The 26,923-nt window shown below is 34.3% G+C and carries 23 protein-coding genes; 15 read left to right on the top strand and 8 right to left on the bottom strand.

The window, feature by feature from the left end:
• Window positions 1-27 precede the first annotated feature (27 nt).
• The 6 genes from JHL15_RS17475 (at window position 28) to JHL15_RS17450 (ending at window position 10,462) form a co-directional block, all read left to right on the top strand.
• Window positions 28-1,347, top strand: coding sequence for a serine hydrolase domain-containing protein (locus JHL15_RS17475; protein ID WP_200247852.1), 1,320 nt, complete (start codon window positions 28-30; stop codon window positions 1,345-1,347).
• A 3-nt stretch (window positions 1,348-1,350) separates the two neighbouring features.
• Window positions 1,351-1,578: a hypothetical protein gene (locus tag JHL15_RS17470; RefSeq protein WP_200247850.1), complete on the top strand. Its 228-nt coding sequence runs from the start codon at window positions 1,351-1,353 to the stop codon at window positions 1,576-1,578.
• Between the two features lie 17 nt (window positions 1,579-1,595).
• Complete coding sequence (locus tag JHL15_RS17465; RefSeq protein ID WP_200247849.1) at window positions 1,596-4,106, top strand: M1 family metallopeptidase; 2,511 nt, start codon at window positions 1,596-1,598, stop codon at window positions 4,104-4,106.
• 149 nt (window positions 4,107-4,255) lie between these two features.
• Complete coding sequence (locus JHL15_RS17460; protein WP_200247847.1) at window positions 4,256-5,584, top strand: hydroxymethylglutaryl-CoA synthase family protein; 1,329 nt, start codon at window positions 4,256-4,258, stop codon at window positions 5,582-5,584.
• A 429-nt stretch (window positions 5,585-6,013) separates the two neighbouring features.
• Entirely contained in the window at window positions 6,014-8,914 is a 2,901-nt protein-coding gene (locus JHL15_RS17455; protein ID WP_200247846.1) for a SusC/RagA family TonB-linked outer membrane protein, read from the top strand.
• 18 nt (window positions 8,915-8,932) lie between these two features.
• Complete coding sequence (locus JHL15_RS17450) at window positions 8,933-10,462, top strand: RagB/SusD family nutrient uptake outer membrane protein (RefSeq protein WP_200247844.1); 1,530 nt, start codon at window positions 8,933-8,935, stop codon at window positions 10,460-10,462.
• 54 nt (window positions 10,463-10,516) lie between these two features.
• Here JHL15_RS17450 and JHL15_RS17445 read toward each other — a convergent pair whose 3' ends face one another.
• Together JHL15_RS17445 and JHL15_RS17440 are read right to left on the bottom strand one after the other, a co-directional pair.
• A complete protein-coding gene (locus JHL15_RS17445; RefSeq protein ID WP_200247843.1) occupies window positions 10,517-11,461 on the bottom strand; it encodes an alpha/beta hydrolase in 945 nt (314 codons plus the stop codon).
• 23 nt (window positions 11,462-11,484) lie between these two features.
• Complete coding sequence (locus JHL15_RS17440) at window positions 11,485-12,408, bottom strand: AraC family transcriptional regulator (protein WP_200247841.1); 924 nt, start codon at window positions 12,406-12,408, stop codon at window positions 11,485-11,487.
• Window positions 12,409-12,586: 178 nt separating this feature from the next.
• Between JHL15_RS17440 and JHL15_RS17435 the strand changes: the two genes are divergently transcribed.
• Window positions 12,587-14,116: an aldehyde dehydrogenase family protein gene (locus JHL15_RS17435; protein WP_200247838.1), complete on the top strand. Its 1,530-nt coding sequence runs from the start codon at window positions 12,587-12,589 to the stop codon at window positions 14,114-14,116.
• A 248-nt stretch (window positions 14,117-14,364) separates the two neighbouring features.
• Complete coding sequence (locus JHL15_RS17430; RefSeq protein WP_200247836.1) at window positions 14,365-14,748, top strand: DUF779 domain-containing protein; 384 nt, start codon at window positions 14,365-14,367, stop codon at window positions 14,746-14,748.
• Between the two features lie 209 nt (window positions 14,749-14,957).
• On the opposite strand, the gene JHL15_RS17425 is transcribed toward JHL15_RS17430, so the two are convergent.
• On the bottom strand, window positions 14,958-16,163 hold the full coding sequence (locus tag JHL15_RS17425) for a dicarboxylate/amino acid:cation symporter (RefSeq protein ID WP_200247834.1): 1,206 nt from the start codon (window positions 16,161-16,163) through the stop codon (window positions 14,958-14,960).
• A 94-nt stretch (window positions 16,164-16,257) separates the two neighbouring features.
• On the opposite strand from JHL15_RS17425, the gene JHL15_RS17420 reads away from it, so the two are divergent.
• From JHL15_RS17420 to JHL15_RS17410, 3 genes are read left to right on the top strand one after another with little or no spacing between them, the layout of a single operon-like run.
• Window positions 16,258-17,175 (top strand): DnaJ C-terminal domain-containing protein, encoded by a 918-nt coding sequence (locus JHL15_RS17420; RefSeq protein ID WP_200247832.1) that lies wholly within the window; start codon window positions 16,258-16,260, stop codon window positions 17,173-17,175.
• A gap of 3 nt (window positions 17,176-17,178) precedes the next feature.
• Complete coding sequence (locus JHL15_RS17415) at window positions 17,179-17,481, top strand: chaperone modulator CbpM (RefSeq protein ID WP_200247830.1); 303 nt, start codon at window positions 17,179-17,181, stop codon at window positions 17,479-17,481.
• A 42-nt stretch (window positions 17,482-17,523) separates the two neighbouring features.
• Window positions 17,524-18,048: a hypothetical protein gene (locus tag JHL15_RS17410; RefSeq protein WP_200247828.1), complete on the top strand. Its 525-nt coding sequence runs from the start codon at window positions 17,524-17,526 to the stop codon at window positions 18,046-18,048.
• Between the two features lie 37 nt (window positions 18,049-18,085).
• Here JHL15_RS17410 and JHL15_RS17405 read toward each other — a convergent pair whose 3' ends face one another.
• Window positions 18,086-19,069: a PLP-dependent cysteine synthase family protein gene (locus tag JHL15_RS17405; protein ID WP_200247826.1), complete on the bottom strand. Its 984-nt coding sequence runs from the start codon at window positions 19,067-19,069 to the stop codon at window positions 18,086-18,088.
• 132 nt (window positions 19,070-19,201) lie between these two features.
• Window positions 19,202-20,431 carry an ABC transporter permease gene (locus tag JHL15_RS17400; RefSeq protein ID WP_200247824.1) on the bottom strand — a complete coding sequence of 410 codons (1,230 nt, stop codon included), beginning with the start codon at window positions 20,429-20,431 and terminating at the stop codon, window positions 19,202-19,204.
• Between the two features lie 4 nt (window positions 20,432-20,435).
• Between JHL15_RS17400 and JHL15_RS17395 the strand changes: the two genes are divergently transcribed.
• Window positions 20,436-21,632, top strand: coding sequence for an exo-beta-N-acetylmuramidase NamZ family protein (locus JHL15_RS17395; RefSeq protein ID WP_200247822.1), 1,197 nt, complete (start codon window positions 20,436-20,438; stop codon window positions 21,630-21,632).
• Here JHL15_RS17395 and JHL15_RS17390 read toward each other — a convergent pair.
• Genes JHL15_RS17390 through JHL15_RS17380 form a run of 3 tightly spaced genes read right to left on the bottom strand, consistent with a single transcriptional unit; the run spans window position 21,629 to window position 23,655 of the window.
• Entirely contained in the window at window positions 21,629-21,835 is a 207-nt protein-coding gene (locus tag JHL15_RS17390; protein ID WP_200247820.1) for a hypothetical protein, read from the bottom strand. The two genes, JHL15_RS17395 and JHL15_RS17390, sit on opposite strands and share 4 nt — an antisense overlap.
• Window positions 21,836-21,839: 4 nt before the next feature.
• Complete coding sequence (locus JHL15_RS17385; protein WP_200247818.1) at window positions 21,840-22,472, bottom strand: DUF3575 domain-containing protein; 633 nt, start codon at window positions 22,470-22,472, stop codon at window positions 21,840-21,842.
• Window positions 22,473-22,479: 7 nt separating this feature from the next.
• Window positions 22,480-23,655 carry a thioredoxin family protein gene (locus JHL15_RS17380; protein ID WP_200247816.1) on the bottom strand — a complete coding sequence of 392 codons (1,176 nt, stop codon included), beginning with the start codon at window positions 23,653-23,655 and terminating at the stop codon, window positions 22,480-22,482.
• A 749-nt stretch (window positions 23,656-24,404) separates the two neighbouring features.
• On the opposite strand from JHL15_RS17380, the gene JHL15_RS17375 reads away from it, so the two are divergent.
• From JHL15_RS17375 to JHL15_RS17365, 3 genes are all read left to right on the top strand, one after another.
• A complete protein-coding gene (locus JHL15_RS17375) occupies window positions 24,405-24,995 on the top strand; it encodes a helix-turn-helix domain-containing protein (protein ID WP_200247814.1) in 591 nt (196 codons plus the stop codon).
• Between the two features lie 167 nt (window positions 24,996-25,162).
• Window positions 25,163-26,182, top strand: coding sequence for an alpha/beta hydrolase (locus tag JHL15_RS17370; RefSeq protein ID WP_200247812.1), 1,020 nt, complete (start codon window positions 25,163-25,165; stop codon window positions 26,180-26,182).
• Between the two features lie 3 nt (window positions 26,183-26,185).
• Complete coding sequence (locus tag JHL15_RS17365; RefSeq protein WP_200247810.1) at window positions 26,186-26,866, top strand: hypothetical protein; 681 nt, start codon at window positions 26,186-26,188, stop codon at window positions 26,864-26,866.
• The last annotated feature ends 57 nt before the right edge of the window (window positions 26,867-26,923 follow it).

Raw genomic sequence — 26,923 nt, 5'->3', positions numbered from 1 at the left:
ACTACCTATTAATGAAATCTCATTAGTATGTTTAAAAAAATATTTTTTTGTGTTTCCATAGGAGCTTTTAACCTTAGTTTTAGTCAAAATATTGATAAGGAAAAACTGGATAATTATTTTAAAGTCCTGGATAACGAACATAAGGTGATGGGTAGCTTTGCTATTGCAGATCATGGAAAAGTAATTTATTCCAATGCAATTGGATTTTCCGACGTAGAAAACCAGAAAAAAGCTGATATCAGTACAATTTACAGAATCGGTTCCATCTCAAAAACTTTCACTGCAGTTTTGATCATGAAGGCTGTTGAGAGTAAAAAATTAACCCTCGATACTAATTTAAGCCAGTTTTTTCCACAAATAAAAAATGCAGAAAAGATCAAAATAGAATATCTTTTGAATCACAGAAGTGGAATTCATAATTTTACTGATGATGGTTTGTATAGTACATATTATCAACTGCCTATTTCAGAGGAAAAGCTTATAGATATTATTCAAAAAGCAGGTTCCGATTTTGAGCCGGATGCCAAATTCAGTTACAGCAATTCAAATTATTCTTTATTGGGTTTTATTTTAGAGAAAATTTACAAAAAACCTTACGCTCAAATAATCGAGGAATATATTGGTAAGCCACTACAATTAAAATACACAAAAGTGGGAGGGAAGATAGATCCTTCAAAAAATATGGCTAACTCATATACTTATGCCGATAGTAAATATGTAAAAAGTTCTGAAACAGATATGTCTGTTCCTATAGGTGCAGGAAATCTGGTTTCTACCCCTTCTGAATTGATTATATTTATGAATGGGCTGACTTCCGGGAAACTAATCTCAAAGGAAAGTCTGGAAAAAATGCTTACATTTAAAGAGCATTATGGTTTTGGATTGGCAGAAGTTCCTTTTGCGGGAAAAAAAGGGTTTGGGCATAATGGAGGAATTGATCATTTCAGTTCGGTACTGTATTACTTTCCAGATGGGGAAAGGACTTTCGCGATGATTACCAATCAAAGTAATTTTGAAAACAACAATATTTCTATTGCAGCTCTAAGTGCAGCCTATGGAAGGGATTTTGAAATTCCGAGTTTTACAGTTATCCATCTTTCTGAAAGTGAACTTCAGCAATTTACAGGGACATATGCTACAGCAAAAATGCCTATGAAAATCAGTGTTTTTGTTAAAGATAAAGTATTAATGGCCCAGGCAACAGGCCAGGGAGCTTTTCCTTTAGAAGCAACTTCTAAAACAAGTTTTAAATTTGATACAGCAGGAATTGTTATTAACTTTAACCCAACGAAAAAAGAACTTGTTCTTTTACAAGGAGGTAATAATATCTTATTTACAAAAGAGTAAAAAATGAAATATTTAAAAATACATACTGATCAAAAAGTAGATCTCGAATTATTGCAAAATGCCATTCTGCAATTAAAGGGAGTTATTTCTGTGGAGATCATAGACGAAGAAAACCCGGAAAGTGAATTGAAAAAAGCCTTTGCGAAAACAAAAGAGCAACTTAAAAAGGGCGATTATGAAACACTAGTCAATGATATTTTTGAGATTTTAACAAAAAATAATTCTAAATAATAATAAATTAAATAAGGATGAAAAAGGCCATTTTATCGATTGCGGTACTAGCAATTTTCTTTTCTGGAAACCTATCTGCACAAACTGAAACTTCAGGCAGGGAAAAGGTGTACAGAGCCACACATACTAAAGTAACAGAACTAAAGCACACAAAACTAAAAGTAAATTTTGATTATCAGAAAGAGCAAATGGGTGGTGAGGAATGGCTGACTGCTTCTCCTTATTTTTATCCAACCAACCAATTGGTGCTTGATGCAAAAAGTATGTTGATCCATGAGGTTGCTTTAGATAATAATGGTAAAAGGTCTCCTTTAAAATATGAATATAAAGATGATGTTTTAACGATTAATTTAGATAAAACATATCAGAAAGATCAGGATTATACAGTATACATCAAATACACCTCTCGTCCTAATGAAGTAAAACAGGAAGGAAGTATTGCGATTAATGATGCAAAAGGATTGTATTTCATTAATGCCCAGGGAAAAGATTCTGACAAACCAACCCAGATCTGGACACAGGGAGAAACTGAATCTTCTTCCGCATGGTTCCCAACAATTGATAAACCGAATCAAAAAACTACTCAGGAAATTTACATGACTGTTCCTGACAAATATGTTACCCTTTCTAATGGAGTTTTAAAAGATTCTCAGAAAGAGTCAAATGGACTGAGGACCGATCATTGGGTAATGGATAAGAGACACTCAACCTATCTTTTCTTTATGGGAGTAGGAGATTATGCTATCGTTAAGGATAAATGGAGAAATGTTCCAGTAGATTATTATATAGAAAAGGAATACGAGCCTTACGCAAAACAGATCTATGGAAATACTCCTGAAATGATCGAGTTTTTCTCTAAGAAAATGGGCTATGATTATCCTTGGGCAAAGTATGCACAGATCTCAGGAAGAGATTATGTGAGTGGCGCTATGGAAAATACAACAGCAACACTTCACGGAAGTGATATTTTACAAAAGCCCGGACAGCTAATCGATGAGAACAAATGGGAGGATACGATTGCCCATGAGTTGTTCCATCATTGGTTTGGAGATTTGGTGACAGCAGAAAGCTGGAGTAACCTTACAGTTAATGAGTCATTCGCCAACTATTCAGAATATTTGTGGAATGAGTATAAATATGGTAAAGATCAGGCAGATTATCATCAGATGAGTGATGTGAGTATGTACATACATAATCCTACCGATTTTAATAAAAACCTTGTGCGATTCAATTATGATTCCCGTGAGGATGTTTTTGACCTGGTAACCTATCAAAAAGGAGGAGGTATCCTTCATATGCTGAGAAACTATTTAGGTGATGATGCTTTCTTTGCCGGAATGAATGATTATTTGAAAACTAATGAATATAAGAACGGAGAAGCTCATCAGCTAAGACTTTCTTTTGAAAAGGTTTCAGGAAAAGATTTGAACTGGTTCTTTAATCAATGGTATTTTGGAAGCGGAAATCCAAAATTGAATTATTCCTATACTTTCGAACCTGTTAAAAAACAAGTTACTTTAGTGATTAACCAAAGCCAGGAACAACCTTTCCAATTTCCATTGGCAATAGATGTTTATGATAACGGGAAACCGAAAAGATATAATGTTTGGGTAAATGCTGAAGCTAAAAATACTTTTAATTTTGATGTTTCCAAAACTCCGGATTTGATCAATATCAATGCGGATGGGATATTGGTATCAGAAATTACTGAAACAAAAACGCCTGAACAAAGCTTCATGCAGTTCACAAATTCAAAAGAATTTAAGAGCAGATATACAGCATTGAAAGCAATTAAAGATCAGGTTGGCAAGAATCCAACTGCGACAAAGTTATTATCCGCTGCTTTAAAAGATCCTTACTTCAGAGTGAGAATGAAAGCACTGGAATTAATGGATTTATCCAATCCTGAGCAAGCAAAAGCTTTAGCTGCCGATGTAGAAAAACTGGTAGCAAACGATCCTAAAACTTTGGTTCAGGGTGCTGCTATTGCTGCTTTAGCAAAAACGAAAGATAAAAAATATCTTCCTATTTTTGAGAAGGGAGTTAATGCTGTTTCCAATTCTGTAAGAGGAAACTCTTTATCTGCAATAGTTACTGTAGATCCTTCTAAAGCTAACGCGCTAGCGGATAAAATTGATTTAAAAGGAGCTTCTGATGATTTATTAGCGCAGTTATTACCCATAGTTGTAAAAAATAAAGTCACTTCTCAAATGGCAAATATTGCTTCTATAGCGGCATTTTATCCATTTATTAAATTCCAGAATCCGGAATTAGGAAAATCTGCTGAAGATGGTTTCAATTGGATCATGACTTCAGACAATCTTGAAGCTACCGAAAGTATCACTAAAATGATGGATCGGGCGAAAGGTCAGGTAGCTCAGAATCCTCAGGCTAAAATGATGATCTCCCAAATTTTAAAAGATGGTCTCAGCAAAAAAATGGAGTTGCTGAAGCAAAATCCCCAGAACACAGCAAGCATCAATAAACAAATAGATGCATTGAATAAAGCGATTGAGAGTTACAAATAATTGTAATAGTATTATACATTAAGAAGCACTTTCACAATGGAAGTGCTTCTTTCTTTTCCCCAATTATGAAAATGAATTTTTAAAAACTAGATCATATTGCGAAGGTTAAACGTTTACTTTTTTTTAAATTCGTATAAAATTTAGATAATATGAGTTTTGGAATAGAGGCAGCAAGTTATTATGTGCCTTCTTTGTATTTGGAAATAAAAGATTTAGCGGAAGTAAGGGGGATTGAACCTGCAAAATTAGAAAAAGGGTTAGGGTTACATAAAATGGGTTTTCCCGATGTTCATGAAGATGCGGCTACTTTCGCAGCAGAAGCATTATTAAGATTAATAAAAGATTATAATATCAATCCTGGAGAGGTCGCTAGAATTTATCTGGGAACCGAAAGTGCATTGGATGCCGCAAAACCTACAGCCTCTTATGCGATGCAAATGGTTGAAAAAGTATTGGAAAAAGAATATGGAGAGCGATGTTTTAAAAATTGTGATGTTGTAGATATGACATTTGCTTGTGTCGGAGCTGTTGACGCCTTGCATAACTCTCTCGATTTTGTAAGAGTGAATCCTGGTAAAAAAGCAATTGTCATTGCAAGTGATTACGCAAAATATGAATTAGCATCTTCAGGTGAATATACGCAAGGGGGTGGAGCAGTGGCTTTATTAATTTCCTCTCAACCTGATTTATTAGAAATTGAAAATCAGTGGGGAGTGGCTACCGAAAGTGTTTTCGATTTTTTCAAACCAAGACGTCAATATTTAAAAACTGATTTAGCAGATGCTCCGGTATCTTTCCCTGATAAAATAGAAGTGTTTACGGATGAACCGGTTTTTGATGGTCAATATTCTAATCAATGTTATCAGGACCGTATCAGAGAAGCATATATTCATTATAAAGAGATCACTGGCAGGGATAAACCGTATGAAGACTGGAGATATTTAATCTTTCACCTTCCGTACGCTTTTCACGGAAAAAGAGTATTTACTGAAATTTACAGTTTGGAAAATGGATTGAGCTACGAAACTCCCGAGGAACAGAAGATTGTAGCTAAGTCTGAAGATTATCTTCAATTTATAAATAGTAAAATTGAAAGAACGCAGAGAGCATCTTCCGAAATAGGGAATATGTATACGGCCTCTATATTTATGGCATTACTTTCAGCATTGCAGATTTCATACAATGAAGGTGAAGATCTAGCTGGAAAGGAAATAGGATTTCTAGGATACGGAAGTGGGTCAAAATCTAAAGTTTTTGCTGGGAAAATTTCTTCAAACTGGAAGAGTGTAGTCTCAAAATGGGATTTATTCGAAAATCTGAAAAACAGAACAGCTATAAGTTTTGACATTTATGAAAGACTTCATAGAAAACAATTAGTTGAATCTGTAAATCGAGATCATGTGGGATTTGGATTGGATTCTATTGAATTTGAAAATCCTTTATCAAAAGGAGCAAGATATTATACTTATAAGTACTAAAAAAGCTATTAATTAAATGTTAATTTTTTGTAGAACATCTCTAAAAAGAGATGTTTTTTGCTTTTTAATGGCCAATAAAGGGCATCAAATTGTAGAAAAACCTTCCTGGAAGCAGTGTTTCTGTTTAAAATTGAATTTATTTTATTTAATTATATGGAGTTTTGAATTTAATTTATTAATATGATTAGCTTATTTATGTAATGATTGTGATATTTTTATTTTTTACCAATTATTTAAAAATATTTTACCAAATACATTTTTGGTTGGATTTTTTTAATTCTTACAAAAAATACTAAGACAAATTTATTTTAATTGTTTTTACATTAATGAATTTTATTTTTATTAAAGTGTTGTTTTTCAATATATTATATATTGTTTGTGTTAATATTAATTAACATATTTACAACCATAATACTAAATAAAAAAAACATGAATGTAAAATTATGCATGATAACCACTGCAGCTTTATTCTTTACAGGGCAAGTTGTGCATGCTCAAAAAGTGTTAAAAGATACAGCCACCAAAGAGCAGAAAATAGAAGAGGTAGTGATGGTTGGATATGGAACTCAGAAGAAAAGTGAAGTTACTGCATCTGTTTCGCAGGTTAAAGCCAGTGAAATAGCAGGTTTGGTTACTCCAAGTTTTGAATCCCAATTAGCTGGAAGAGCAGCTGGTGTTAATGTTACCACTAATACAGGTATTGTAGGAGCAGCACCTAACATTAGTATTCGTGGAGTTAATTCGATTAACTCGGGTACATATCCGTTAATCATCTTAGATGGGATGCCAATTTTTACTGGAGATACCGGGGGATATGCACCTAATAACGCTCTTGCAGATATTAATCCTTCAGATATTGAAAGTATTGAAATACTAAAAGATGGTGCAGCAGCAGCAATCTATGGATCAAGGGCGGCAAACGGAGTAATGATTATTACTACAAAGAAAGGAAAAAAAGGTAGGTTTCAACTAGATTATAACACTTATACCGGTTTTGCAGATGCTGCGAAGCGATTCAATCTACTACAAACACCAGATTTTCTTGCAATTTCTAATGAGAAACGTAGTAATAGAGGGTTAGCTCCATGGGCTGTGGGGAATACTTTAAACACAGATTGGCAAAAAGCGGTTTTAAGAACAGCTACTCAAACGGATCATAATATTTCTCTTCAAGGAGGAATGGCAAAGGGATCTTATTTCGCTTCGGTTGGATATACGAAACAAGATGGTATTATCTTAAGTAATGGTATGGAAAGGTTTTCAGCTCGTTTTAATGTGAATCAAGAAGTAAATAATTGGTTGAAGGTTGGTGTTAACTTAGGAGTGACCCGGACAGCTTATGAAGGATTAAATAATACTACAAATGGACTTTCAGGAGCTATTTCAAATGCTGTAAAACAGCTTCCTAATACTGCTATTTACGATTCTAATGGTCCATTTGGCTATAATATTGATGTTGTAGGAAGTAATACTATTGTAGGGAAAGGACAAAATACAGAGTATATCGCCAATAATTTGCCTAACATCCTTTATGTTTTAAAAACTAATAGATTTGAATCTAAAGTATTAAGAGTTTTGGGAGATATCTATGCAGATGCAAAGATTTTACCATATCTTAATTATAGACTTCAGATAAGTGCTGATAGATCCCAAAATGAAGGATTACTTTATTATAATGCTTTTCATGGTGATGGAGTAGGAAGTAAGGGTAGAATACAAAATAATAATTCAACTTTTGAAAGATATAATTTCCAAAATGTTCTAACTTTTGATAAAACCTTTGGTCAACACAAAGTAGGAGTTACCTTAGTTAATGAGTATCAAAAAGAAGTTCTAAGTTCATTTTTTGGAGGAGGAACAGATTTAGCCAATTCTTTTTTTAATAGTAATGTCATTAGTGGTTCTTATGGTACTCCTATTTCGGGAGGGGGTAAAACAGATTTTGCATTAATTTCTTATGCTGCAAGATTTAATTATGACTTTGGGAAAAGATATTTTTTCCAAGGGATAATAAGAAGAGATGATCTTTCGTCTCTTCCAGTTGGAGGACGTGTTGGTTATTTTCCAGGTGCTTCGTTAGGCTGGAATGTCAGCAATGAGAATTTCTTTAAAGGAGCCAAAGATGTTATTAACGATCTTAAATTGCGAGCTTCTTATGGTAGAGTAGGTAATAGCAATATCGGAAATTATCCTTATTTATCTTTATATGGAACATCTAAGTATGGGGATTTAAACGGTATTGGATATTCTCAAATGGGAAATGATAATTTGAGATGGGAGAGAAGTGAAAAGTTTGATTATGGTGTAGATTTCGGATTGTTTAAAAATAAAGTGAGGATAAATGTTGATTACTTTATTAATAATATTGACGAGATGATTCAGAAAGTATCGGTGGACCCCTCTTTAGGTATTCCGGATAACGAATACAGTGCTAATATAGGAGCTGCGAAAAATAAAGGATGGGAATTTTCAGTAAACTATTCGCCAATAAAGAATGATAATTTTGAAATTAATATTAATGCTAACCTTTCTTTAATTAATAACAGAATTACTAGGCTGAATGATGGAAAAGATATATTTCCAACTAATCCAGACTGGAATAATATAGATCTAAATTATAGGATACATAAGGAAGGCTACACTATGAATCAATTATATGGAGTAAAATATTGGGGAGTAAACCCGACTAATGGTAATCCCGTTTATCATCGTTTAGACGGTTCGTTAGTACAATTAAATATTCCAAATAATTCTTATTTTGTGTTTGATCCTAATAACCCTTCTAAAATGGATGAAGTAGGTGCTGCACCCCAAAATCAACTCTTAGGAAATACTATTCCTAAATATTTTGGAGCTTTTAACCTTTCAATGAGATATCGTGATTTTGATTTTGGTACTCTTGTAAGGTTTAGTGGTGGAAATTATATAATGAATATTACAAGAAGAGAGATGTTAAGCCAATTTTTTGTAAACAATTCAACTGAAATTCTTGGTAGGTGGCAGAGTCCGGATAATCCGGGAGATGGATGGACACCTAGATTATGGTCCTCCAATGATCCTGGGGTAAATGGGCCTTCAGTATCAAACAGTAGATTTATTGAAAAAGGTGATTTTATCAAATTTGACAATATTACCCTAGGGTATAGCTTAAATAAGGACTTTCTGAATAAACTAAATATTCAAAAGCTAAGACTGTATATTCAGGCACAAAATGCTGTTATTATTACTAAATATTCGGGAGCAGATCCCGAAATGCAAATTAATGGAATAGATTATAACGGAGTTCCAAGGCAGAGAGTATTTTCAGTAGGTTTAAATGTTACATTATAAAATTCAAATACAAATACAATGAAAAAATTAAATATATATATAATACTGGTTATTGGAGTACTCGGGCTTAACTCTTGCTCACAGGAAATATTAGATACAAAACCCTTTAATAGTGTTGATGCAACTAGTGCTTTTTCAACCCCTGAGTTAATACAACTTTCTGTAAATGGAGTGTATAATGCAGCACAAATTGGCAGATTCTCAGGTCTTGCAAGAGGATATGTATTTGGAGCAGCTTATTTTCAACAAAATGAAGCAAGAGGGGAGGACGTAGTCAACACCCAGGCTTTTTATCAGCTGACATATGAATCAAATTATGATGTAACAACAGCTAATAATGTTTATTATTGGGTTGATGGATACCGGTTAATTAATAGGGCTAATCTTGTCAATGATGGTGTAGAGAAAGCTGTAACTAATGGAGTAATTTCTAAGGAACAAGGAAATATTTATAAAGGTGAGGTCTTGTTTTTTAGAGCACTCACTCATTTTGAATTTCTCAAACATTTTTCAAGACCTTACCAATTAGATAATGGAGCTTCAATGGGAGTTCCTTACAGGACAATAGGAATAGAAACTGAAGGTGCAATAGAGCAACAGGTGAATTTAGGAAGAGAAACGGTTGCTGAAGATTATAATAAATTATTGGCTGATTTGAATTTTGCAGAAGAGAGCTTACCTACTAATGCACAAAGAGTAGGAATAGATAAAATTTCCAAAGTGACAAAAGGTGCTGCTATTGCTATAAAAATAAGGATATACCTAAGTATGAGAGACTGGCAAAAGGTCACAGAAGAATATAAAAAATTGGAATCGATGTATACTTTAGAAGCTAATCCTTTTGCCGTATTTAATAACAATCTGGGGAACAGAGAATCTATATTTTCATTAAATAATACCGCAGTTAATAACCCTGGGGTTAATGGAGCTTTGGCTTCTCAGTTTAATCAGAGATCATTGATTGCTATAAGCCCTATCCTATGGAATAACGCTGCTTGGTTAGCAACAGATAAAAGAAGAGATGAGACAGCCGTAGTGTCTGGGGCAAGATTTACAAGAAAGTATAAAGATGTTACTAATTATACAGATGCTTCACCTATTGTTCGCTTTGCTGAGATGAAATTAGCGGCAGCTGAGGCCTATGCAAGACTTAATAATAAGGAAGCAGCACTTAAACTTCTCAATGATGTTAGAGACAGGTCATTGGCTAATCCAGGTAGTGAAGCATATATTGCATCTTCTTTTGCTACTTCTGCCGATCTGGTAAAAGGAATTTTAATAGAGAGAAGAATTGAATTGAGTTGTGAAGGGGTGAGATGGTCAGATATTCACAGGCTTATTAATGATGATATAGCACCTACTATTGGAATTCCAGCCAAGGTTCCAAATGGATTTCCTCCTAGTGCTAGCTATACGGCTGGAGTACCTTATGGTGGATCTTTAACACAGGCGATACCTTATACAGATAGAAGATTTCTTTGGCCAATTCCTTTGGTAACAACCAATGTAAACCCTACATTAGCAGCTCAGCAAAACCCAGGATACTAATTTTTTAATATTTATTAAGCCATGTTCAAAACATGGCTATTTTATTTATTGTAATTATTTCCAAAATCCATTATTCTCTCCCCAGACTTTAAAAATCCCCGGCCACACCGCAACCTCACTCCCTTTCTTTCCCATTCCCCAACCATGCCCACCAGTCTGAAACAGATGCATTTCAACAGGAACATTCACTTTCTTTAATGCATTATCCATTAATATACTATTCTCCACAGGAGAAATAGGATCATCCATTGCTTGAGCTAAAAAGGTTGGTGGTGTATGAGCATTCGCTTGCCTTTCTACAGAAAATTCTATCTCCTCGGAAGTTGATGGATTGACTCCAAGAATACTTTTAAAAGCATGGGTTTTATTATTCGGTGGAAGCATTGAAATCACCGGATAAATCAATCCTACAAAATCTGGTCTTGCAGATAATGAATCTTTGGAATCGATAGGTTTATAAAACTTCTTATTAGGTTGTGTGGCAATCATTCCAGCCAAATGCCCGCCAGCTGAGAAACCTAAAATTCCTATTTTGTGTGGATCAATTCCATAATTTTTGGCTGAACTTCTGATCATCCGCATAGCTCTTTGAGCATCTTCAAAAGGGACATTGGTAGTCTTCCAACCTTCTTGTGGTAATCTATAAATTAGTTCAAACGCAGTGACTCCCTCTGATTGTAACCAATTTGCAGTTGGTGTACTTTCTTTTCCTAATTCGATATGGGCGTATCCACCGCCACTAACAACCAGGATAGCCGTACCATTCGGTTTTTTAGGACGATGAATAATTAATCTTGGGTTTGATACATTAGTAACAGATCCTTTATCAGTTATTATTTCCGCTTTTCTAGTACCCAATTGATCAGGCATATTGTTTTTTGTCCATAAGGAAATTTGCTCCAGATCGGATGAGAACTCAAATTTGTTTATAGAAGTTTGAGAAGTATAGTTATTACTTATGAAAAGTAATATTATGATAAAGACAAATAACCGTTTCATTTGATATTTCTAAAGGAAGGTTGTTATTCAAAGAATATAACCTTATTTTGATAGCTCTTTGGTGTTACCCCCACTAATTGCTTAAATACCCTTGTAAAGTAATTCGTATCTGAAAAACCAGTCTGGTATGCTGTCTCTTTAATACTGTTCTGACTAGCCAATAATTCTTTGGCCCTGTTGATTCGTTCCTGTAAAATAAAATCATTAGGTGAGGTCCCTAATTCGTCTTTAAACATTTTAAAGAAATTAGATTTGCTGACATAAGCAAGTTTAGCAATGCTGTCAATGGATAGCTTCTGGTGAAGATTCTTTTTAATGTAATCCACCGCGAAACCTATTCTTGATTTATTCTTTACAATATTTTTCTCTACCATGCTTCTAGCTTGGGTTTGCATCAATCGTATCAAAAGTTCTTTCAATGCAAAGTCCGCCATAATATCCTTTTGGGAGTTATCATCCATAGCGATTCGCATAATATTGTTAGTTGCAGAAGCAAGCGATTGATTATTAAAAAGAAAGTATTCATCAAGTTGAAGATTCCATTGGGAAGTTTCATCAACTTTAGGTAAGGTGTAATTTAAATGATTAAGAGAATCTTCTATAAAATCAGGATTCAGGCTTAAAGAAATACATTGTGAAGGTGTTTCATCTGCTTCAGGAAAATCAATCACCATTGTTTCTCCGGGAGCAACCAATATGCTTTGTCCGGGAAAATAATCAAAATATCCTGTTTTGTTTTCCAACTTCATGTGCTTTTTGCCCTGTAGCATCGCTGTGAAAGCAATCGTGTCAAAATGGAGTTTGACATCAAAAGCAGTTTTATGGGTTTCATAGATGCTGAATTCACAGTTGTTAAGATTGAATTTTGTTTGATTTTCAACCAGACTCATTAACTGATTTTCTTTTTTCAGTTCAGGAGTATTTAATAAAAACTTACTATCATTCATTTCTAAACATTTTTAAACCCATTCTATCAAATATAAGAAAATATAAAATGGAGGTATTGTTAAAAAATAATAAAATTATTTTCGAATACTATTTTGAAGTTTTTTTATAGGATTGTGCTATTCGTTATTACTGTGGAAGTGTAATTTGGCTGGATAGAAAAATTAAAACAAAATAGATATGAGCACAATTACAGAACAAAAAACAGAAACCACCTTACAGTGGCCTGAATTTAAAGATAAATATGATAATTATATTAACGGGCAGTTTACGGCTCCTGTTAATGGACAATATTTCGATGTAGTATCACCTGTAAATGGGAAAAATTTTACCAAAGCGGCTCATTCATCCAAAGAAGATTTAGAATTGGCAGTAGATGCCGCTCATAAAGCATTTCAAACCTGGAAAGATACTTCTTCAACAGAAAGAAGTATTATACTCAATAAGATTGCTGACCGGATAGAACAAAATCTTGAATATCTTGCGACAGTAGAGACAATTGATAATGGTAAGGCAGTCAGAGAAACTTTAGCTGCTGATTTACCTTTGGCAATAGACCATTTCAGATATTTTGCTTCAGTAGTCCGTGCAGAAGAGGGTTCTCATAATGAACTGGATAAAGATACCGTTTCTTTAATCGTTCATGAACCTTTGGGGGTAATTGCGCAGATCATTCCATGGAATTTTCCTCTCTTGATGGCTATTTGGAAATTAGCTCCGGCATTGGCCGCCGGAAACTGTGTGGTTTTAAAACCAGCAGAAAGTACTCCGATTTCTATTATGGTTTTAATGGAGATTATCGGTGATCTTTTACCGGCAGGGGTGGTGAATATTGTAAACGGTTTCGGTGCAGAGTTAGGAAGAGCTTTGGTAACAAATCCAAAAGTCTCAAAAGCAGCTTTTACCGGTTCTACAGCTACAGGACGTTTGGTAATGCAGTATGCAACAGAGAATATTATCCCGGTTACTTTAGAGCTGGGTGGGAAATCACCGAACGTTTTCTTCAGTTCTGTAATGGATGCAGACGATGAATTTTTAGATAAAGCGATTGAAGGGGCTGTTCTTTTTGCCCTCAATCAGGGGGAAATATGTACCTGCCCTTCCAGATTATTGGTTCAGGAAGATATTGCAGATGAATTCATAGCAAAAGTAATTGAAAGAGTAAAAGCTATTAAAGTTGGTAATCCTTTAGATAAAACAGTGATGATGGGTGCTCAGGCATCTCAGATCCAGAAAGATAAGATCTTATCCTATATTAAATTAGGAAAAGAAGAAGGTGCTGAAGTTCTTGTGGGTGGGGATGTAAATAATGTAGGGGAAGGTTTAGAAAGTGGATATTACATCCAACCCACAATTTTTAAAGGAAATAATAGGATGAGAATCTTCCAGGAAGAAATTTTTGGACCTGTATTGGCTTTCACGACTTTCAAAGATGAAGAAGAAGCAATTAAAATTGCAAATGATACCATTTATGGTCTTGGAGCTGGGGTTTGGACAAGAGATGCTCATCAGTTATACAATGTTCCACGCCAGATTCAGGCAGGAAGAGTTTGGGTAAACCAATATCATTCCTATCCGGCAGGCGCACCTTTTGGAGGATACAAACAGTCAGGAATTGGTAGAGAAAACCACAAAATGATGTTGGATCATTATCGTCAGACTAAAAATATGTTGATCTCGTACAACAAAAGCAAATTAGGGTTCTTCTAATTTTTTTAACACCATGGTGTGCCGACTTGTCCTGCTTCAACAGTGGGGCAAAGCGGTCACCTTTTAGAGTGATTCGATGAGATGGTTAAATGATTGATACTACAACCCTTGATTAATATTTTAAGTTTAATGCAGCCTGACACAATTGTTTTGTCAGGTTTTTTTAAATGATAAGAAGTCTTTTTTAATTCTCTTCTATTTTAAAAACATAAGAGAATTACATCTTTGATTAACTAAAACTAAATGAAATGGAAACAAAAATATCCAGACTATCTGCTACCGAAAAAGCATTAGAAGTGATCTGGGAGTTGGAAAAAAAATATGGCGATTTGATGTTCTATCAAGCTGGAGGATGTTGTGAAGGAACCCAACCACAGTGTTTTGAAAAAGGGGGATTCTTTCCAAGAATGAATGATGCTATGATTGGGACAATCAATGGACATGAATTCTGGATTGATCGTGATCTGTTTGAATATTGGAAATATTCCCATTTTACTTTAGATGTGACAGATGGTTTTGGTCCAGGTGGTTTTTCTCTTGAAACCCCATTAGGAAAAACATTTAAAGTTCATTATAAACTCTTCACTGCGGAAGAATATGAAAACCTGCAACCCGTAAAGCGGAGTGAATAGGCTTTATTGATACTCAAATTTATACTGATTAATAAAGTCTTTGAATTCTCGCAGATTTAGGGGATTGCGCAGATGATTGCGTATACTCTTTATTTTCAAAGATGAAGCTATTAAAAACACAATCACTGGAATCTTGTAACAAAAATAAAGATCTGCTCAATCTGCAAAATCCGCGAGACTAAAAAAAATTTTCATTGCGTTATAATTTCTCAGTTGTCTACCTTCACGAACCGATTGACAAACATCGCCGCGACGACGTTTCCTACTGCATTTAAAACGGTAGCTAAAGGATCAACCAATGTTCCAATAATCATCACTGCAGGAATAGCTTCATGAGGTAATTTATAAACAGAGATCATTAGAAGTTCACCAATATAACCTCCATTTGGAATTCCCCCTTCTACAATACTTACAAAAACAGTAATTCCTAATGCTAAAATCAGATTGGATGGCTCAAAAAAGTCTTTTCCAATAATTAAAAAAGCCACATAAATTTTAATGATCGAAGATATAGAAGAACCATTTTTATGTAAGGTAGTACCGATCGGAATGACCAGATTAGCTATCGAGCTGGGAATACCAATTTTAGAAGCAGCCTGTAAGTTGGCAGGCATTGTAGCAAAACTACTGCAAGTACTCAATGCAGTGAGCGTTGGATAGGGAGCATTCGTCCAGAAACTTTTAACACCTTTTCTGCCATTAGCCATAAAAGTATATAATGAGAAAAATACAAAGAAATAAATAGTACCTACAACATAATATATACCCAATGGCCTGCCATAAAAGCCAAAAAGCTGTGGTCCCACTGTGGCAACCTGATAAGCAAAATAGGCTCCAAGACCTATTGGTGCAAGCTTCATAACAAGCAAAAGGAGTTCTTTCATTACTTCATATCCTGAAGCAAGAAAAAGCCTGAAAGGCTGACCAACTTCTCCTGTTTTTCTAGCAGCAAAGCCTGTTAAGAAAGCAAATATTAAAAGCGCGAGCATATTTTTTCGGGAAAACAGTTCAGTGAACTCACCTACAGTAAAGAAACTGACTATTCTATTGCCCCATGTTTCATTATGAGCTTCCTCAGATATGATTTGTGAACTTCCTGAAATAGGAGCCATAGGAAAAAGGTAAACGGCAATAATTGTAAAAACAGCTGCAGTCAATATGAAAAATAGAAATGTAAATGACATCACAGCGATGATCTTTCCAAATTTGGACTGTTGCTCTAATGATGCTATTGAATTGGAAACCGCAAAAAATACGAGTGGAACTACACTTACAAAAAGTAGATTGAGGAAGATATCTCCTAGGGGTTTAATATAGTCAACTATACCAGGTGTAGTGATGCCGATAATACTTCCTATAATGATCCCAAAAAGTAAAAAAATAATTCCTGAGTAGTTTTTAAAAACCTCTTTCATGCGCTGCTTTTTATCAAAGATAGACTTATTTTTAACATATTATTGTATAATTTTCAGGCTTAATTTTTTTAAATTTGAGTAAACAAACGTTTCTATGGCTTATATAGACTACTATAAAATTCTGGGCGTAGATAAAAATGCAACTCAGGACGATATCAAAAAAGCATACCGAAAGCAAGCTAGAAAACTGCACCCCGACCTTAATCCCGACGATAAAGAAGCTGAACGAAAATTCAAAGAGTTGAATGAAGCGAATGAGGTTCTTAGCAATCCGGAAAACAGAAGCAAATATGATAAGTATGGCGAGAACTGGAAGCATGGTGAGGAGTATGAAAAAGCACAGCAACAGCAAAGACAATATCAAAGCCAGAATCAAAATTATGGTGGTGGATACTCAGGTGCTGATTTTGGAGAAGGTGAAGATTTTTCAGATTTTTTCCAAAGCATGTTTGGACAAGGTGGAGGAGGCTTTGGAAGAAGTTCACGTGGAAGCGCTTCTGGAAAATTTAAAGGTCAGGATGTTCAGGCCGAACTTAATTTGCATTTAAAAGATGCTGCAAAAACACATCCGCAAACTTTTGAGATCAATGGTAAAAAGGTTCGGATTACAATTCCTGCCGGAGTCTATGATGGGCAACAGATTAAACTAAAAGGTCATGGAGATCCTGGAGCGAATGGGGGCCCTTCCGGTGATTTATACATTACATTCAATATTTCAGCCGATCCTGATTTTGAAAGGGTAGGAGATGATCTTAAAACTAAAGTTGTTGTGGACCTTTATACAGCTGTTTTGGGAGGAGATGTAAAAGTAAATACATTAGATGGGAGCGTTAATCTAAAAGTAAAACCTGAAACTCAAAGCGGGGCTACGGTAAGGCTAAAAGGGAAAGGTTTTCCTGTATATAAAAAAGAGGGACATTTTGGAGATCTGTTTGTAACCTATGAAGTCAAATTACCAACCAACCTTACCGAGAAGCAGAAGGAACTTTTTGAACAACTTAAAAATTCTTAGATCATGGAAGAAAGAATATCACGCGAAGAACTTGTAAAAATATACAATATAGAGATCACTTTTTTTGATGACCTGGTTGAATATGGATTACTGCAGGTACAGACAGAAAATAATATCCGTTATTTAATGTATGAGGATTTGCCTACTTTTGAGAGATTTACGAATTGGCATTATGATCTTGAAATTAATCTGCCCGGCCTCGAGGTTATCCACGAAATGCTTCAAAAAATGTCAGATCTTAAACAAAAAAACAGAGACCTGTTAACTAAACTTTCTGCAATAAATGCCCGATATGAAGATATTTAATTTAGTTTTGCAATCTTTAAACAAATTAAATTTTTTATAAAAATGAGCGAAGATAAAGTGATCAGACTAAATGTAAACAGAAAGGATTTTGAAGAGATTTACTTTAGGGGTACTCAGGGAAGCTTATTTTTTTCTCCCACTACCAAAAGTAAAACGATTATTACGATTGTGGTTGTACTTCTTTTGCTGATAACATTTTTTATAAAGGATAGCTTGAGCAAGGAAAGTTTTGGAGTTTTGTATTTTATCAGTTTTGTATTCCTTCTTTGTGCGGTTTATCTTTCAGTAGGAATCAATAAAGTATCAAGATGGAAAAAAGAAGTAAACAGGTATCTTAAGTCACTTGAAACATCCAATGTGTATGAAATAAGATTTAATAATGAAACCTTTAACGTTAATCTTAATGATCAACACGAATTGAGTGTCTGGAAGGATTTTGAAGTAGCTGATGTCTATGATGATTATATTTCGTTGGAAGGGAAATATAATTATATGTTTCCTGAAAAATCAATGAGTAAACAAGATTATAACATCCTGAAACAGGCAGTGAAAAAGAATATTAAATAAAAAAATCAGAGCTATTTGCTCTGATTTTTATTTATTGCTAGTCTAACCAACCCATTTCTTTCATCCATTCATCATTGTAGATTTTTCCTACATATCTTGAACCATGGTCATGAAGTAAAACGACAACAACATCATCTTTTGTAAACTGATCTTTCATTTGTACCAATGCAGCCATTGCACTTCCTGCAGAATAACCGCAGAAAATTCCCTCTTCTTTAGCCAGTTTTCTTGCATAAATAGCTCCGTCTTTGTCAGTTACTTTCTCAAAATGATCAATCACAGACATATCATAATTCTCAGGAATGATATCTTCTCCAATTCCCTCTGTAATGTATGTGTAAGCATGGTCATAATGAAGTTCACCAGTTTCATGAAACTCCTTTAAAATAGAACCATAGGTATCAATACCAATTACTTTTATGTTTGGATTTTTTTCTTTGAAAAACGTTCCACATCCTGTAATAGTCCCTCCTGTTCCTGCTCCTACCACAAAATGAGTAAGGTTTCCTTCTGTCTGTTCCCAGATTTCAGGTGCGGTAGATTCATAATGAGCTGCTCTGTTGGATAAATTATCATATTGATTAACATACCATCCGTTTTCGGTTTCTTTAGCTAATCTTTTTGAAACTGAATAATATGAACGAGGGTCAGTAGGTTTCACGTCTGTTGGACAAACAATAACTTCTGCTCCTACGGCACGAAGAATATCACATTTTTCTTTAGATTGTTTGGAATTGGTTACAAAAATACATTTGTATCCTTTGATGATAGCTGCAAGAGCTAATCCCATTCCTGTATTTCCGGAAGTACCTTCAATAATAGTTCCTCCGGGTTTTAATCTGCCGTCTTTCTCAGCATCTTCGATCATTTTAAGAGCCATTCTGTCTTTTACAGAATTTCCAGGGTTGAAAGTTTCAACTTTGGCTAAAACTAATGCTGGAAAATCTTCACCTAAAACTTTGTTAAGCTTTACTAGTGGTGTGTTTCCGATAGTTTCAAGAATATTTTTTGCGTATTTCATACATAATTTATAAGCCCTGCAAAGATACGGCTTTAAAATTATTTACGAAGTTTGCATCGTGGTAAAATGAACCAAATATAATATACCTTCGGCTTTTAGATAAATTCTGTTTATATATAAATTGCCTTGAGTCTAGTTATATTTTATGGCTTTAACAGGTGAAATTTTACTGATCAAATAACTTGGAACAATCAATGCTAGTGCAGAAATAATCAAAATTCCGACTGAAATCGAAATGATTGCAATAGGATTAAGGTCTACCGGAACAGTACTTACATAATAATTCTCAGGATTCAGTTTTATAATTCCAAATAGCTTCTGCAACAATAATAGGCCAAGTCCTATGATATTTCCATAAAGCAATCCGGGAACCATAATGATCAATGTATAATTAATGAAGGTTGCTCTTATCTGGGAATTGCTTGCTCCTAAGGTTTTTAACAGACCAATCGAGTTTGTTCTTTCAATAATAAGGATCAAAAGAACCATGATAATATTAATGATAACAACGATAAGCATTATGATAATGATCAAAGCAATATTAGTGTCAAATATGCTGATCCAATCTGTGATTTGAGGGAATTTTTCAGTTGCTTTTTCAGCATAGTTTTTATATCCTATTAACTTTTCAATTTTTGGAAAATCACTGTCAATATCGTTTACATTTTTAAAGAAAATGTCCAATCCTCCGATGTCATCAGGCTTCATATCCTGAATTTTTCTCACATGATTGATCCCACCAATTACAAATTGTTCATCGATCATTTTGATGTCGGTTTTGTAAATCCCAACAACTTCGAATTTTCTATAAATAGGTTTTTGATCTGCTTTTGAAAATATAGTAACGATGCTATCCTTAACTTTTAAATGAAGGTCATTAGCGATCTTTTGTGAGATCGTAACCCCATGGTTATAGCCTTCTTCCGTCACTCTTGGAGTTCGGCCTGCGATTAAAAATTTTTTAAAACGGGCGCTGTCAAAGTCTTTGCCCACACCTTTAAATATGATTCCTGCAAAATTATGTTCATTACGCATAATTCCTGTAACCATAGCATACTTCTGAACACTTTCAACATCCGGGAGTGCTTTTATTTTTTGAATATTCAGACCTTGTTTATCAAGAACAGAAGTATTGTATGAAGAATTGGACCGTGTTGATTTTACAGTAACGTGTCCGCTGAAATCCGCAAGTCTCTCTTTGATTGCTTTTTTTGAACCGAAACCTGTTGAAACCGTAATTAATGAAACAATGATTCCTAAAGCTACAGAAAGCCTGCCTATGAAGATGATAACCCTTGAAAGATTATTTTTGTTATCTTTGGAAAACGCTATTTTTCTAGAGAAATATAAAGGAAAGTTCAAGCTTATGAATTTAGATTTCAAAATTAAAAATTTACTTCTTATTTGCCTAATTTTTTTAGGAGTATTCAATCAATATTATTCTCAGAATCAAACGAAAGGTGATTTTAAGACCGGTGCAGACAGGCCTGAAGTCTATTTACCGTTGTTAAAAGGCAAAACCATTGGTGTTGTTACCAATCAAACGGGCTTAATGAAAGATCGTACGCATTTGGTTGACTTTCTGGTGAAGAATGGGATTAAAATAAAAGCTATTTTTGCCCCTGAACATGGTTTCAGAGGAAATGCTGATGCAGGAGAGACTGTGAAAAATGGGATTGATGCAAAAACAGGTATCTCTATCGTTTCTCTATATGGAAGCAATAAAAAGCCAAAGCCGGAACAACTTAAAGGAATTGATATTGTTGTTTTTGATATTCAGGATGTTGGTGTTCGATTCTATACCTACATTTCGACATTAACCTATCTTATGGAAGCAGCAGCTGAAAACAATGTTGAGGTTATGGTTTTTGATCGTCCAAATCCCCATGATGGATATACAGATGGTCCTGTTTTAAGAAAAAAGTGGACAAGTTTTGTCGGGATGCATGAAGTTCCTGTAGTGTATGGCTTAACGATCGGTGAATATGGAAAAATGGTTAATGGTGAAAAATGGCTGAAGAATGGAGTACAGGCAAAATATACTTTGATTCCTATGCAGAATTATCATAAGAAGCAACGTTATTCTATTTCTGATAAACCATCTCCTAACTTACCCAATGATAAAGCAATCAATTTATATCCGAGTTTATGTTTTTTTGAAGGAACTCAGGTTTCTGTAGGAAGAGGAACGAATACTCCGTTTCAGGTATACGGTTCACCATGGACAAAGAATCTTCCTTATCAATTTACACCAAAACCTAACTATGGTGCAAAAGATCCCTTTCTGAACGGACAATTATGCTATGGTGAAAATCTATCAAATTATTCTACTGACTTAAGGGAGCTTAATTTAGAGTGGGTTATTAAAGCCTATCAAAATTATAAAAATCCACAACAGGATTTCTTCCTTAAAAATCTATGGTTTGATACTTTAGCGGGAACTGATGAATTGAGAAAACAGATTATAGCTGGTCAATCAATTCATGAAATCAGAAACTCCTGGAAAGCGGATCTGGAAAAATTCGGAAAGCTAAGGGCTCAGTATGTAGTATACGAAGACTAATCAAAGTCTTGCGGTGGATTCTTATCATTTTTACCCTTATTAAGGATAAAAAGTCCTATTGTTAAACCTACAACTCCTGCAAATGCAGTCATAACTGCTCTCTGTAATTTATCCGGGGCATCATTTCCAATGTAATTCATAAGAAAAAGAATCACAAAGGTGATTGCAAGTATGATAAGGTGGTTTTTACCAAATAGTTTCATTGTGTTATTTTAATTTATAAGAAATCATTATACCACCTCTGTAAGGCAGTACCTCTCCACTTTTATTGAAATCCTTTGCCATATCATATCTTTTTCCGGTGGTACGGTCATAACCTTTATAGAAATCCTGAGAAGTGCCCACGGTTGCATATACATCCAGATTCCAGTTTTCCGAAAGCTGGAACTGATAACCTGCAGTTACACCGACTATAACGGAAAGTCCTTTTTGATAAAGATTAGATTTTACAAATTTTTCACCGCGATCATTGGTATAGGTACCAGATCCCCAATAATTCCATTTTTGTAATACAAAAGAAGCTGCTGAAAGATTAGCACCCACGTACCAATGTTTATAAGCTTCATCAAAATAATATCTACCTTCTAAAGAAACAGAATAGTATTGGAGTTCATGGCCACCAAAAGACTTCCATGGAGAAACAAGAACATCACCCTGTAAAGTATATCTCTTATTAAGTTGATATTCCAATCCTGCGTTCAGAATTCCTATTGGAAGAAGAAGAGCATTGCCTTTTACATACAGGCTTTTTTCTTTCTCTGTTGTTTGCTGTTGATCCTGAGCATGTAAATTCCCTAGCGAAAATATGCTAAGTACACCTGCTAAAACTTTGTATTTCATACCGAAATTATTTGATTTGGTTAAGTAATCCTACTGCTAAAGTGGCGTCTTTGCCAGCTTGAGTAGCCATGTTTTTTGACATTTCAGCATATGTCTTTGCCATGTCGTTATTACCTGTTAAAAAATAAAGTTTTGCCAGTATAAATGTATTTTCAGATGTTTCTCCTCTCATAACTGATTTTTCTGCCCATTCAACCGCCTTTTTTAATGATGAAGTGTTTTTCACATGCTCAGAAAATATCCAGGCTGCTTTTAATAATTGATTGGGTTCAAAGGAATCAGAATTTTTATAATATTCCAAAGCAGCTTTTTCGTACTCAGGGAAATTTTCATTTTGTTCGTAATAACTTATTTTAGTTTGGTTAAGCTTTACTAAAGCTTCATATTTTCCAACTAAAGGCTCAGCGGTTTTTAGGAAATAATCATCATTGATTCTTTTATTTTTATCATCAATAGACTGAGTAACAACCTTTGATAATACAAGTTGATGATCAAATTCTTTATACGTTTCCTCTGGCAGGTATTTGATAATATCTGTTTTTCTGGCAGTGAAAACTTTATAGTTAGGATCTTCCACAGATTTTAAAAAGAATAATAAAAACCCTATATCATCCTTGGACAACTCTTCAGTTTTCTTTTTATTTTCAAAATATCTTTCAGATGCTTTTTTAGCAAATTCAAAATCTGAAGTCGAATTCAGTTTCATAATATTGATCAAAAACTCAGGGTCTTTTTCACCCTGGGCAAAACGATCTTTTAAAGAGCCTTTTTTATTATTTGGGGAATTTATATCCTGTGCCATTGCAAGGAAAACACTTTCCTCCATATAACCAAGATTCTGCGAAACCAATTCACCATCTCCGTTTAGGAATAAATAAGTCGGATAGGAACGAACACCATACTTAGCAGCAATTTCCCTTCCTTCCCCTTTTTCCATATCGAATCGTGCATTCACAAAATTGGCATTATAATAATTTCCAACGGATTTTTTTGTAAATACATTTTTTTCCATCAATTTGCATGGACCACACCAAGAGGCATAAGCATCTATGAAAACGATTTTATTTTCTTTCTTGGCTTTGGCAATAAGATCTTTAAAAGGTGCATCCTGAAACTGGATAGATTCTTGTGCAAAAAGAATTACAGTGAAAAAAACAAATAATCCGGAGACGATCTTCTTCATTCGATTAAAATTTGTAGGCGAAGATAGGTAATTTCCAAGAGATAAAATTCGAATGCAAGCCTTGATGATCGTATATTAACTAATTTTAAGAACTAAGAATTAATTTTTATAAGGATATGATTATGTAAACCTTTATTTTGGTTTTTATCCATTACATGAAAGTTATTCTTTATTTTTGTGAATTATAAGATTAAAATTTACTAGCTCATAACCAATATTAAAAGCTCTCTATGCTTTATCTTTCCGGGATTTTTATTGCTTTTTTTTTGACTTTCCTTTTATTAACTAAGAAAGGTAAAAGTTTTGCAGATCTTATTTTGGGTAGCTGGCTTCTGGTTATTGGAATAAACTTATTAACTCATTACTTATTCTTAACTCATCAATATACCCAATATCCTTCTTCTGTTTTTTTAGGCTTTACACTACCATTACTTTATGGACCTTTTTTGTATTTGTATGTAAAAAAGCAAACCTCTCCTAAACCTTTTTCATGGTTACTACTATTGCATTTTTTGCCTTTTTTGCTATGTAATATTTTATTTTTTCCATTCTATATGGCCTCCCTTAATGAAAGGGTTAATATTTTTAGGCATGAAGGAAGAGAGTTCAATACGGAATTAGATATTAGATTATATGGTATATACATTTCTGGTATTGTTTATGTGGCGTTCTCCTTTTTTATTTTATATAGGTTTCGCCAAAATTTGGTCCAACAGTTTTCAAATACTGAAAAAATAAATTTTAACTGGTTGCTATATCTTATAATTTGGATTGGACTTATTTGGGTCTTGGTTCTCTTTAACGAAAATGCCAATATTATTTATGGAGCGGTTGCTATTTTTATTATGTGGTTAGGGTATTTTGGAATTAAACAGGTTCAGGTTTTTAATCAGTCTCATACATTTTTCACTGCTACAGAAACTCAGCAAGAGGATGAAGTGATTGCACTACCATTAATCCCTGAAGATAAAAAGTATCAAAAATCTGGACTAACAGACGGAAGTATTGAAGATATTCATAGAAGGCTATTAACAGTTTTAAATGAAGAAAAACCCTTTATAAATCCCAATCTTACTTTAAATGAATTAGCTGAATTGCTTACAGTTCATCCTAATTATCTTTCTCAGGTCATTAATTCTAAGGAAAATAAAAACTTCTATGAACTCATTAATCAAAGAAGGATAGAAGAATTTTTGAATAAAATTGTAGAACCTGAAAGTAAACAATATACTTTTTTGGCCATTGCATTTGACTGTGGTTTTAATTCTAAAACGTCTTTTAATAGAAATTTCAAAAAATACACAGGAGTTACTCCAACTGAATATCAAAAAACATTATAATTCTCCTCTTTTTTGAAGTTTCAATCTTCATGGGATAGTTTCAACTTACATAACTATTTGTTAATCAATTGTTTTGTATTTGCTTTTTTAGCGAGTCAACTTTCCTATTGGGGCGCTTAGCTTTCGGATTTGATGAATCTTTGCATCAATATTTTTAAACCGAAACTATGACAACATTAAAAAAGAGAAATGCCCTAGTAGCTTCTTTTACAATTTTTACATTACTATTTTCCTGCACGGATGGTAGGACAATAGATGAACCTGGGAATTTGGTCCCAAAAACAGTAGATCAGGATTCTTCTTTACCTGCAATCAGAGCCAATGGAGCTTTACTTCATTCTGAAGCTTTTGGTCCTGAAAGCGGAACTCTTATTATTGCGCTTCACGGCGGACCTGGTGGAGATTATAGATATCTTTTGAACTGTAAAGATTTTGCCGCCCAGGGATATCGTGTTGTATTTTATGATCAACGAGGCTCTGGATTATCACAGCGCTTTTCCAAAAATTCTTATACATCACAGGGTGCAGAAGCTATCAACATCATGTATGAGGAACTGAAATCGGTAATTGCGTATTATAAGAAAACTCCAAATCAAAAAGTCATTTTACTAGGGCATTCCTGGGGAGCTATGTTAGCTTCAGGATATGCTGGAAAATATCCAAATACGATCCAGGGATTAATTGTATGTGAACCTGGAGGATTGAAATGGGATGACGTTGAAGATTATGTAAAGGAATCAAGGTCTTTTAAATTATGGAGTGAAATCCTTAATGATGCAACATACATTGATCAATTTATTTCGGGGAAAGAAGATCAACACGAAATATTAGATTACAAGATGTCTATGCTAGCTTCTAAAAACGATATTACGGGTGAAGGAGATTTTGACCCAAGTATGAGCTGGAGAAGTGGAGCTGTGATTATGGATGCTTTGTTTGAAGTAGGAGATAAATACAAATCCGATTTTTCAGCAGGTCTGCAAAACTTCAATGCCCCAGTACTATTTTTTTTCAGTGAAAGAAATAAAGCTTATCCTGATTCCTGGGCACAAAAGATTACCTCGTCTTATAATCATGTGGAGCGTGTGAAAATTTCAGGGGTAGGACATGATGGTATTGTTACCAACCAGAATGCATGGAACTCTCAAACAAAGCCCAAAATTACCAATTTTATCAATAGCCTTTAAGAAATGAAAAATAATAAATTATATGTAACAGTAGCTTTTTTAAGCTTGGTATTTAATAAAGTAAATTCGCAAACGGTGAACTGGGGTGGGCTTGCTGACCGGGAGAGGCATATACTTAATGTTAATGTAGGTGCTGAGTATGGGGCTATTGTTGGTCTTGGCTATGGATACAAATTTAATAGCAAATTATTTCCTACCATCATAAATATTGAAGCGTCTGTACCTATGGGTGAGCGTTTATTTGATGATTTTAAAACCAAAGCAGGGGCAAATGTAAGGTGGCTGAAAATTCAAAACTTACAGCTTTCAACTAAGGCTCAGGGGATTTTCCGAAAGTATGAAAATGAGAATGTACAACTTATGAATTTTGGTTTAGACATGTCCGGGACTGTCGGCTATTATCGTCCAAAATGGTTTGCAGCCGTTGAAATTGGATTTGATAAAGCTATCGTTACGCATTTTAAACATTCAGATCATTATAGAGAAATTTATCCTGAAGTAAAAGATGGATGGTATGAGCCTTCTACAGGAGGGAATTTTTATGGTGCCGTGCAAGGAGGATACTCGTTCAGCAATCAGGAAATATATTTTAAAGTGGGAGGAATTGTATCACAGGATTTAAAAACGAAACCACAATTACCTTATCTTTTACAGGTTGGCTATAATTACAAACTGCCTTTTTAATGGCAAATGCCGGGTTTGAAATACCCGGCATTTTATTTTTAATAGTGATTGTGGTAG

It is taken from the genome of Chryseobacterium paridis (assembly GCF_016595215.1).
Classification (GTDB): domain Bacteria; phylum Bacteroidota; class Bacteroidia; order Flavobacteriales; family Weeksellaceae; genus Chryseobacterium; species Chryseobacterium paridis.
The sequence above is the reverse complement of the archived record's forward strand: the minus strand, read 5'-3'. Positions and strand labels throughout refer to the sequence as shown.

Bases quoted from the DNA above. Each gene is read 5' to 3' on its own strand.
- JHL15_RS17440 (WP_200247841.1), bottom strand. From the start codon at position 12,408: ATGAATGATAGTAAGTTTTTATTAAATACTCCTGAACTGAAAAAAGAA.
- JHL15_RS17380 (WP_200247816.1), bottom strand. From the start codon at position 23,655: ATGAAGAAGATCGTCTCCGGATTATTTGTTTTTTTCACTGTAATTCTT.
- JHL15_RS17385 (WP_200247818.1), bottom strand. From the start codon at position 22,472: ATGAAATACAAAGTTTTAGCAGGTGTACTTAGCATATTTTCGCTAGGG.
- JHL15_RS17465 (WP_200247849.1), top strand. From the start codon at position 1,596: ATGAAAAAGGCCATTTTATCGATTGCGGTACTAGCAATTTTCTTTTCT.
- JHL15_RS17415 (WP_200247830.1), top strand. From the start codon at position 17,179: ATGGAAGAAAGAATATCACGCGAAGAACTTGTAAAAATATACAATATA.
- JHL15_RS17370 (WP_200247812.1), top strand. From the start codon at position 25,163: ATGACAACATTAAAAAAGAGAAATGCCCTAGTAGCTTCTTTTACAATT.
- JHL15_RS17365 (WP_200247810.1), top strand. From the start codon at position 26,186: ATGAAAAATAATAAATTATATGTAACAGTAGCTTTTTTAAGCTTGGTA.
- JHL15_RS17405 (WP_200247826.1), bottom strand. From the start codon at position 19,069: ATGAAATACGCAAAAAATATTCTTGAAACTATCGGAAACACACCACTA.
- JHL15_RS17475 (WP_200247852.1), top strand. From the start codon at position 28: ATGTTTAAAAAAATATTTTTTTGTGTTTCCATAGGAGCTTTTAACCTT.
- JHL15_RS17455 (WP_200247846.1), top strand. From the start codon at position 6,014: ATGAATGTAAAATTATGCATGATAACCACTGCAGCTTTATTCTTTACA.
- JHL15_RS17425 (WP_200247834.1), bottom strand. From the start codon at position 16,163: ATGAAAGAGGTTTTTAAAAACTACTCAGGAATTATTTTTTTACTTTTT.
- JHL15_RS17420 (WP_200247832.1), top strand. From the start codon at position 16,258: ATGGCTTATATAGACTACTATAAAATTCTGGGCGTAGATAAAAATGCA.
- JHL15_RS17430 (WP_200247836.1), top strand. From the start codon at position 14,365: ATGGAAACAAAAATATCCAGACTATCTGCTACCGAAAAAGCATTAGAA.
- JHL15_RS17470 (WP_200247850.1), top strand. From the start codon at position 1,351: ATGAAATATTTAAAAATACATACTGATCAAAAAGTAGATCTCGAATTA.
- JHL15_RS17395 (WP_200247822.1), top strand. From the start codon at position 20,436: ATGAATTTAGATTTCAAAATTAAAAATTTACTTCTTATTTGCCTAATT.
- JHL15_RS17450 (WP_200247844.1), top strand. From the start codon at position 8,933: ATGAAAAAATTAAATATATATATAATACTGGTTATTGGAGTACTCGGG.
- JHL15_RS17390 (WP_200247820.1), bottom strand. From the start codon at position 21,835: ATGAAACTATTTGGTAAAAACCACCTTATCATACTTGCAATCACCTTT.
- JHL15_RS17435 (WP_200247838.1), top strand. From the start codon at position 12,587: ATGAGCACAATTACAGAACAAAAAACAGAAACCACCTTACAGTGGCCT.
- JHL15_RS17460 (WP_200247847.1), top strand. From the start codon at position 4,256: ATGAGTTTTGGAATAGAGGCAGCAAGTTATTATGTGCCTTCTTTGTAT.
- JHL15_RS17445 (WP_200247843.1), bottom strand. From the start codon at position 11,461: ATGAAACGGTTATTTGTCTTTATCATAATATTACTTTTCATAAGTAAT.
- JHL15_RS17410 (WP_200247828.1), top strand. From the start codon at position 17,524: ATGAGCGAAGATAAAGTGATCAGACTAAATGTAAACAGAAAGGATTTT.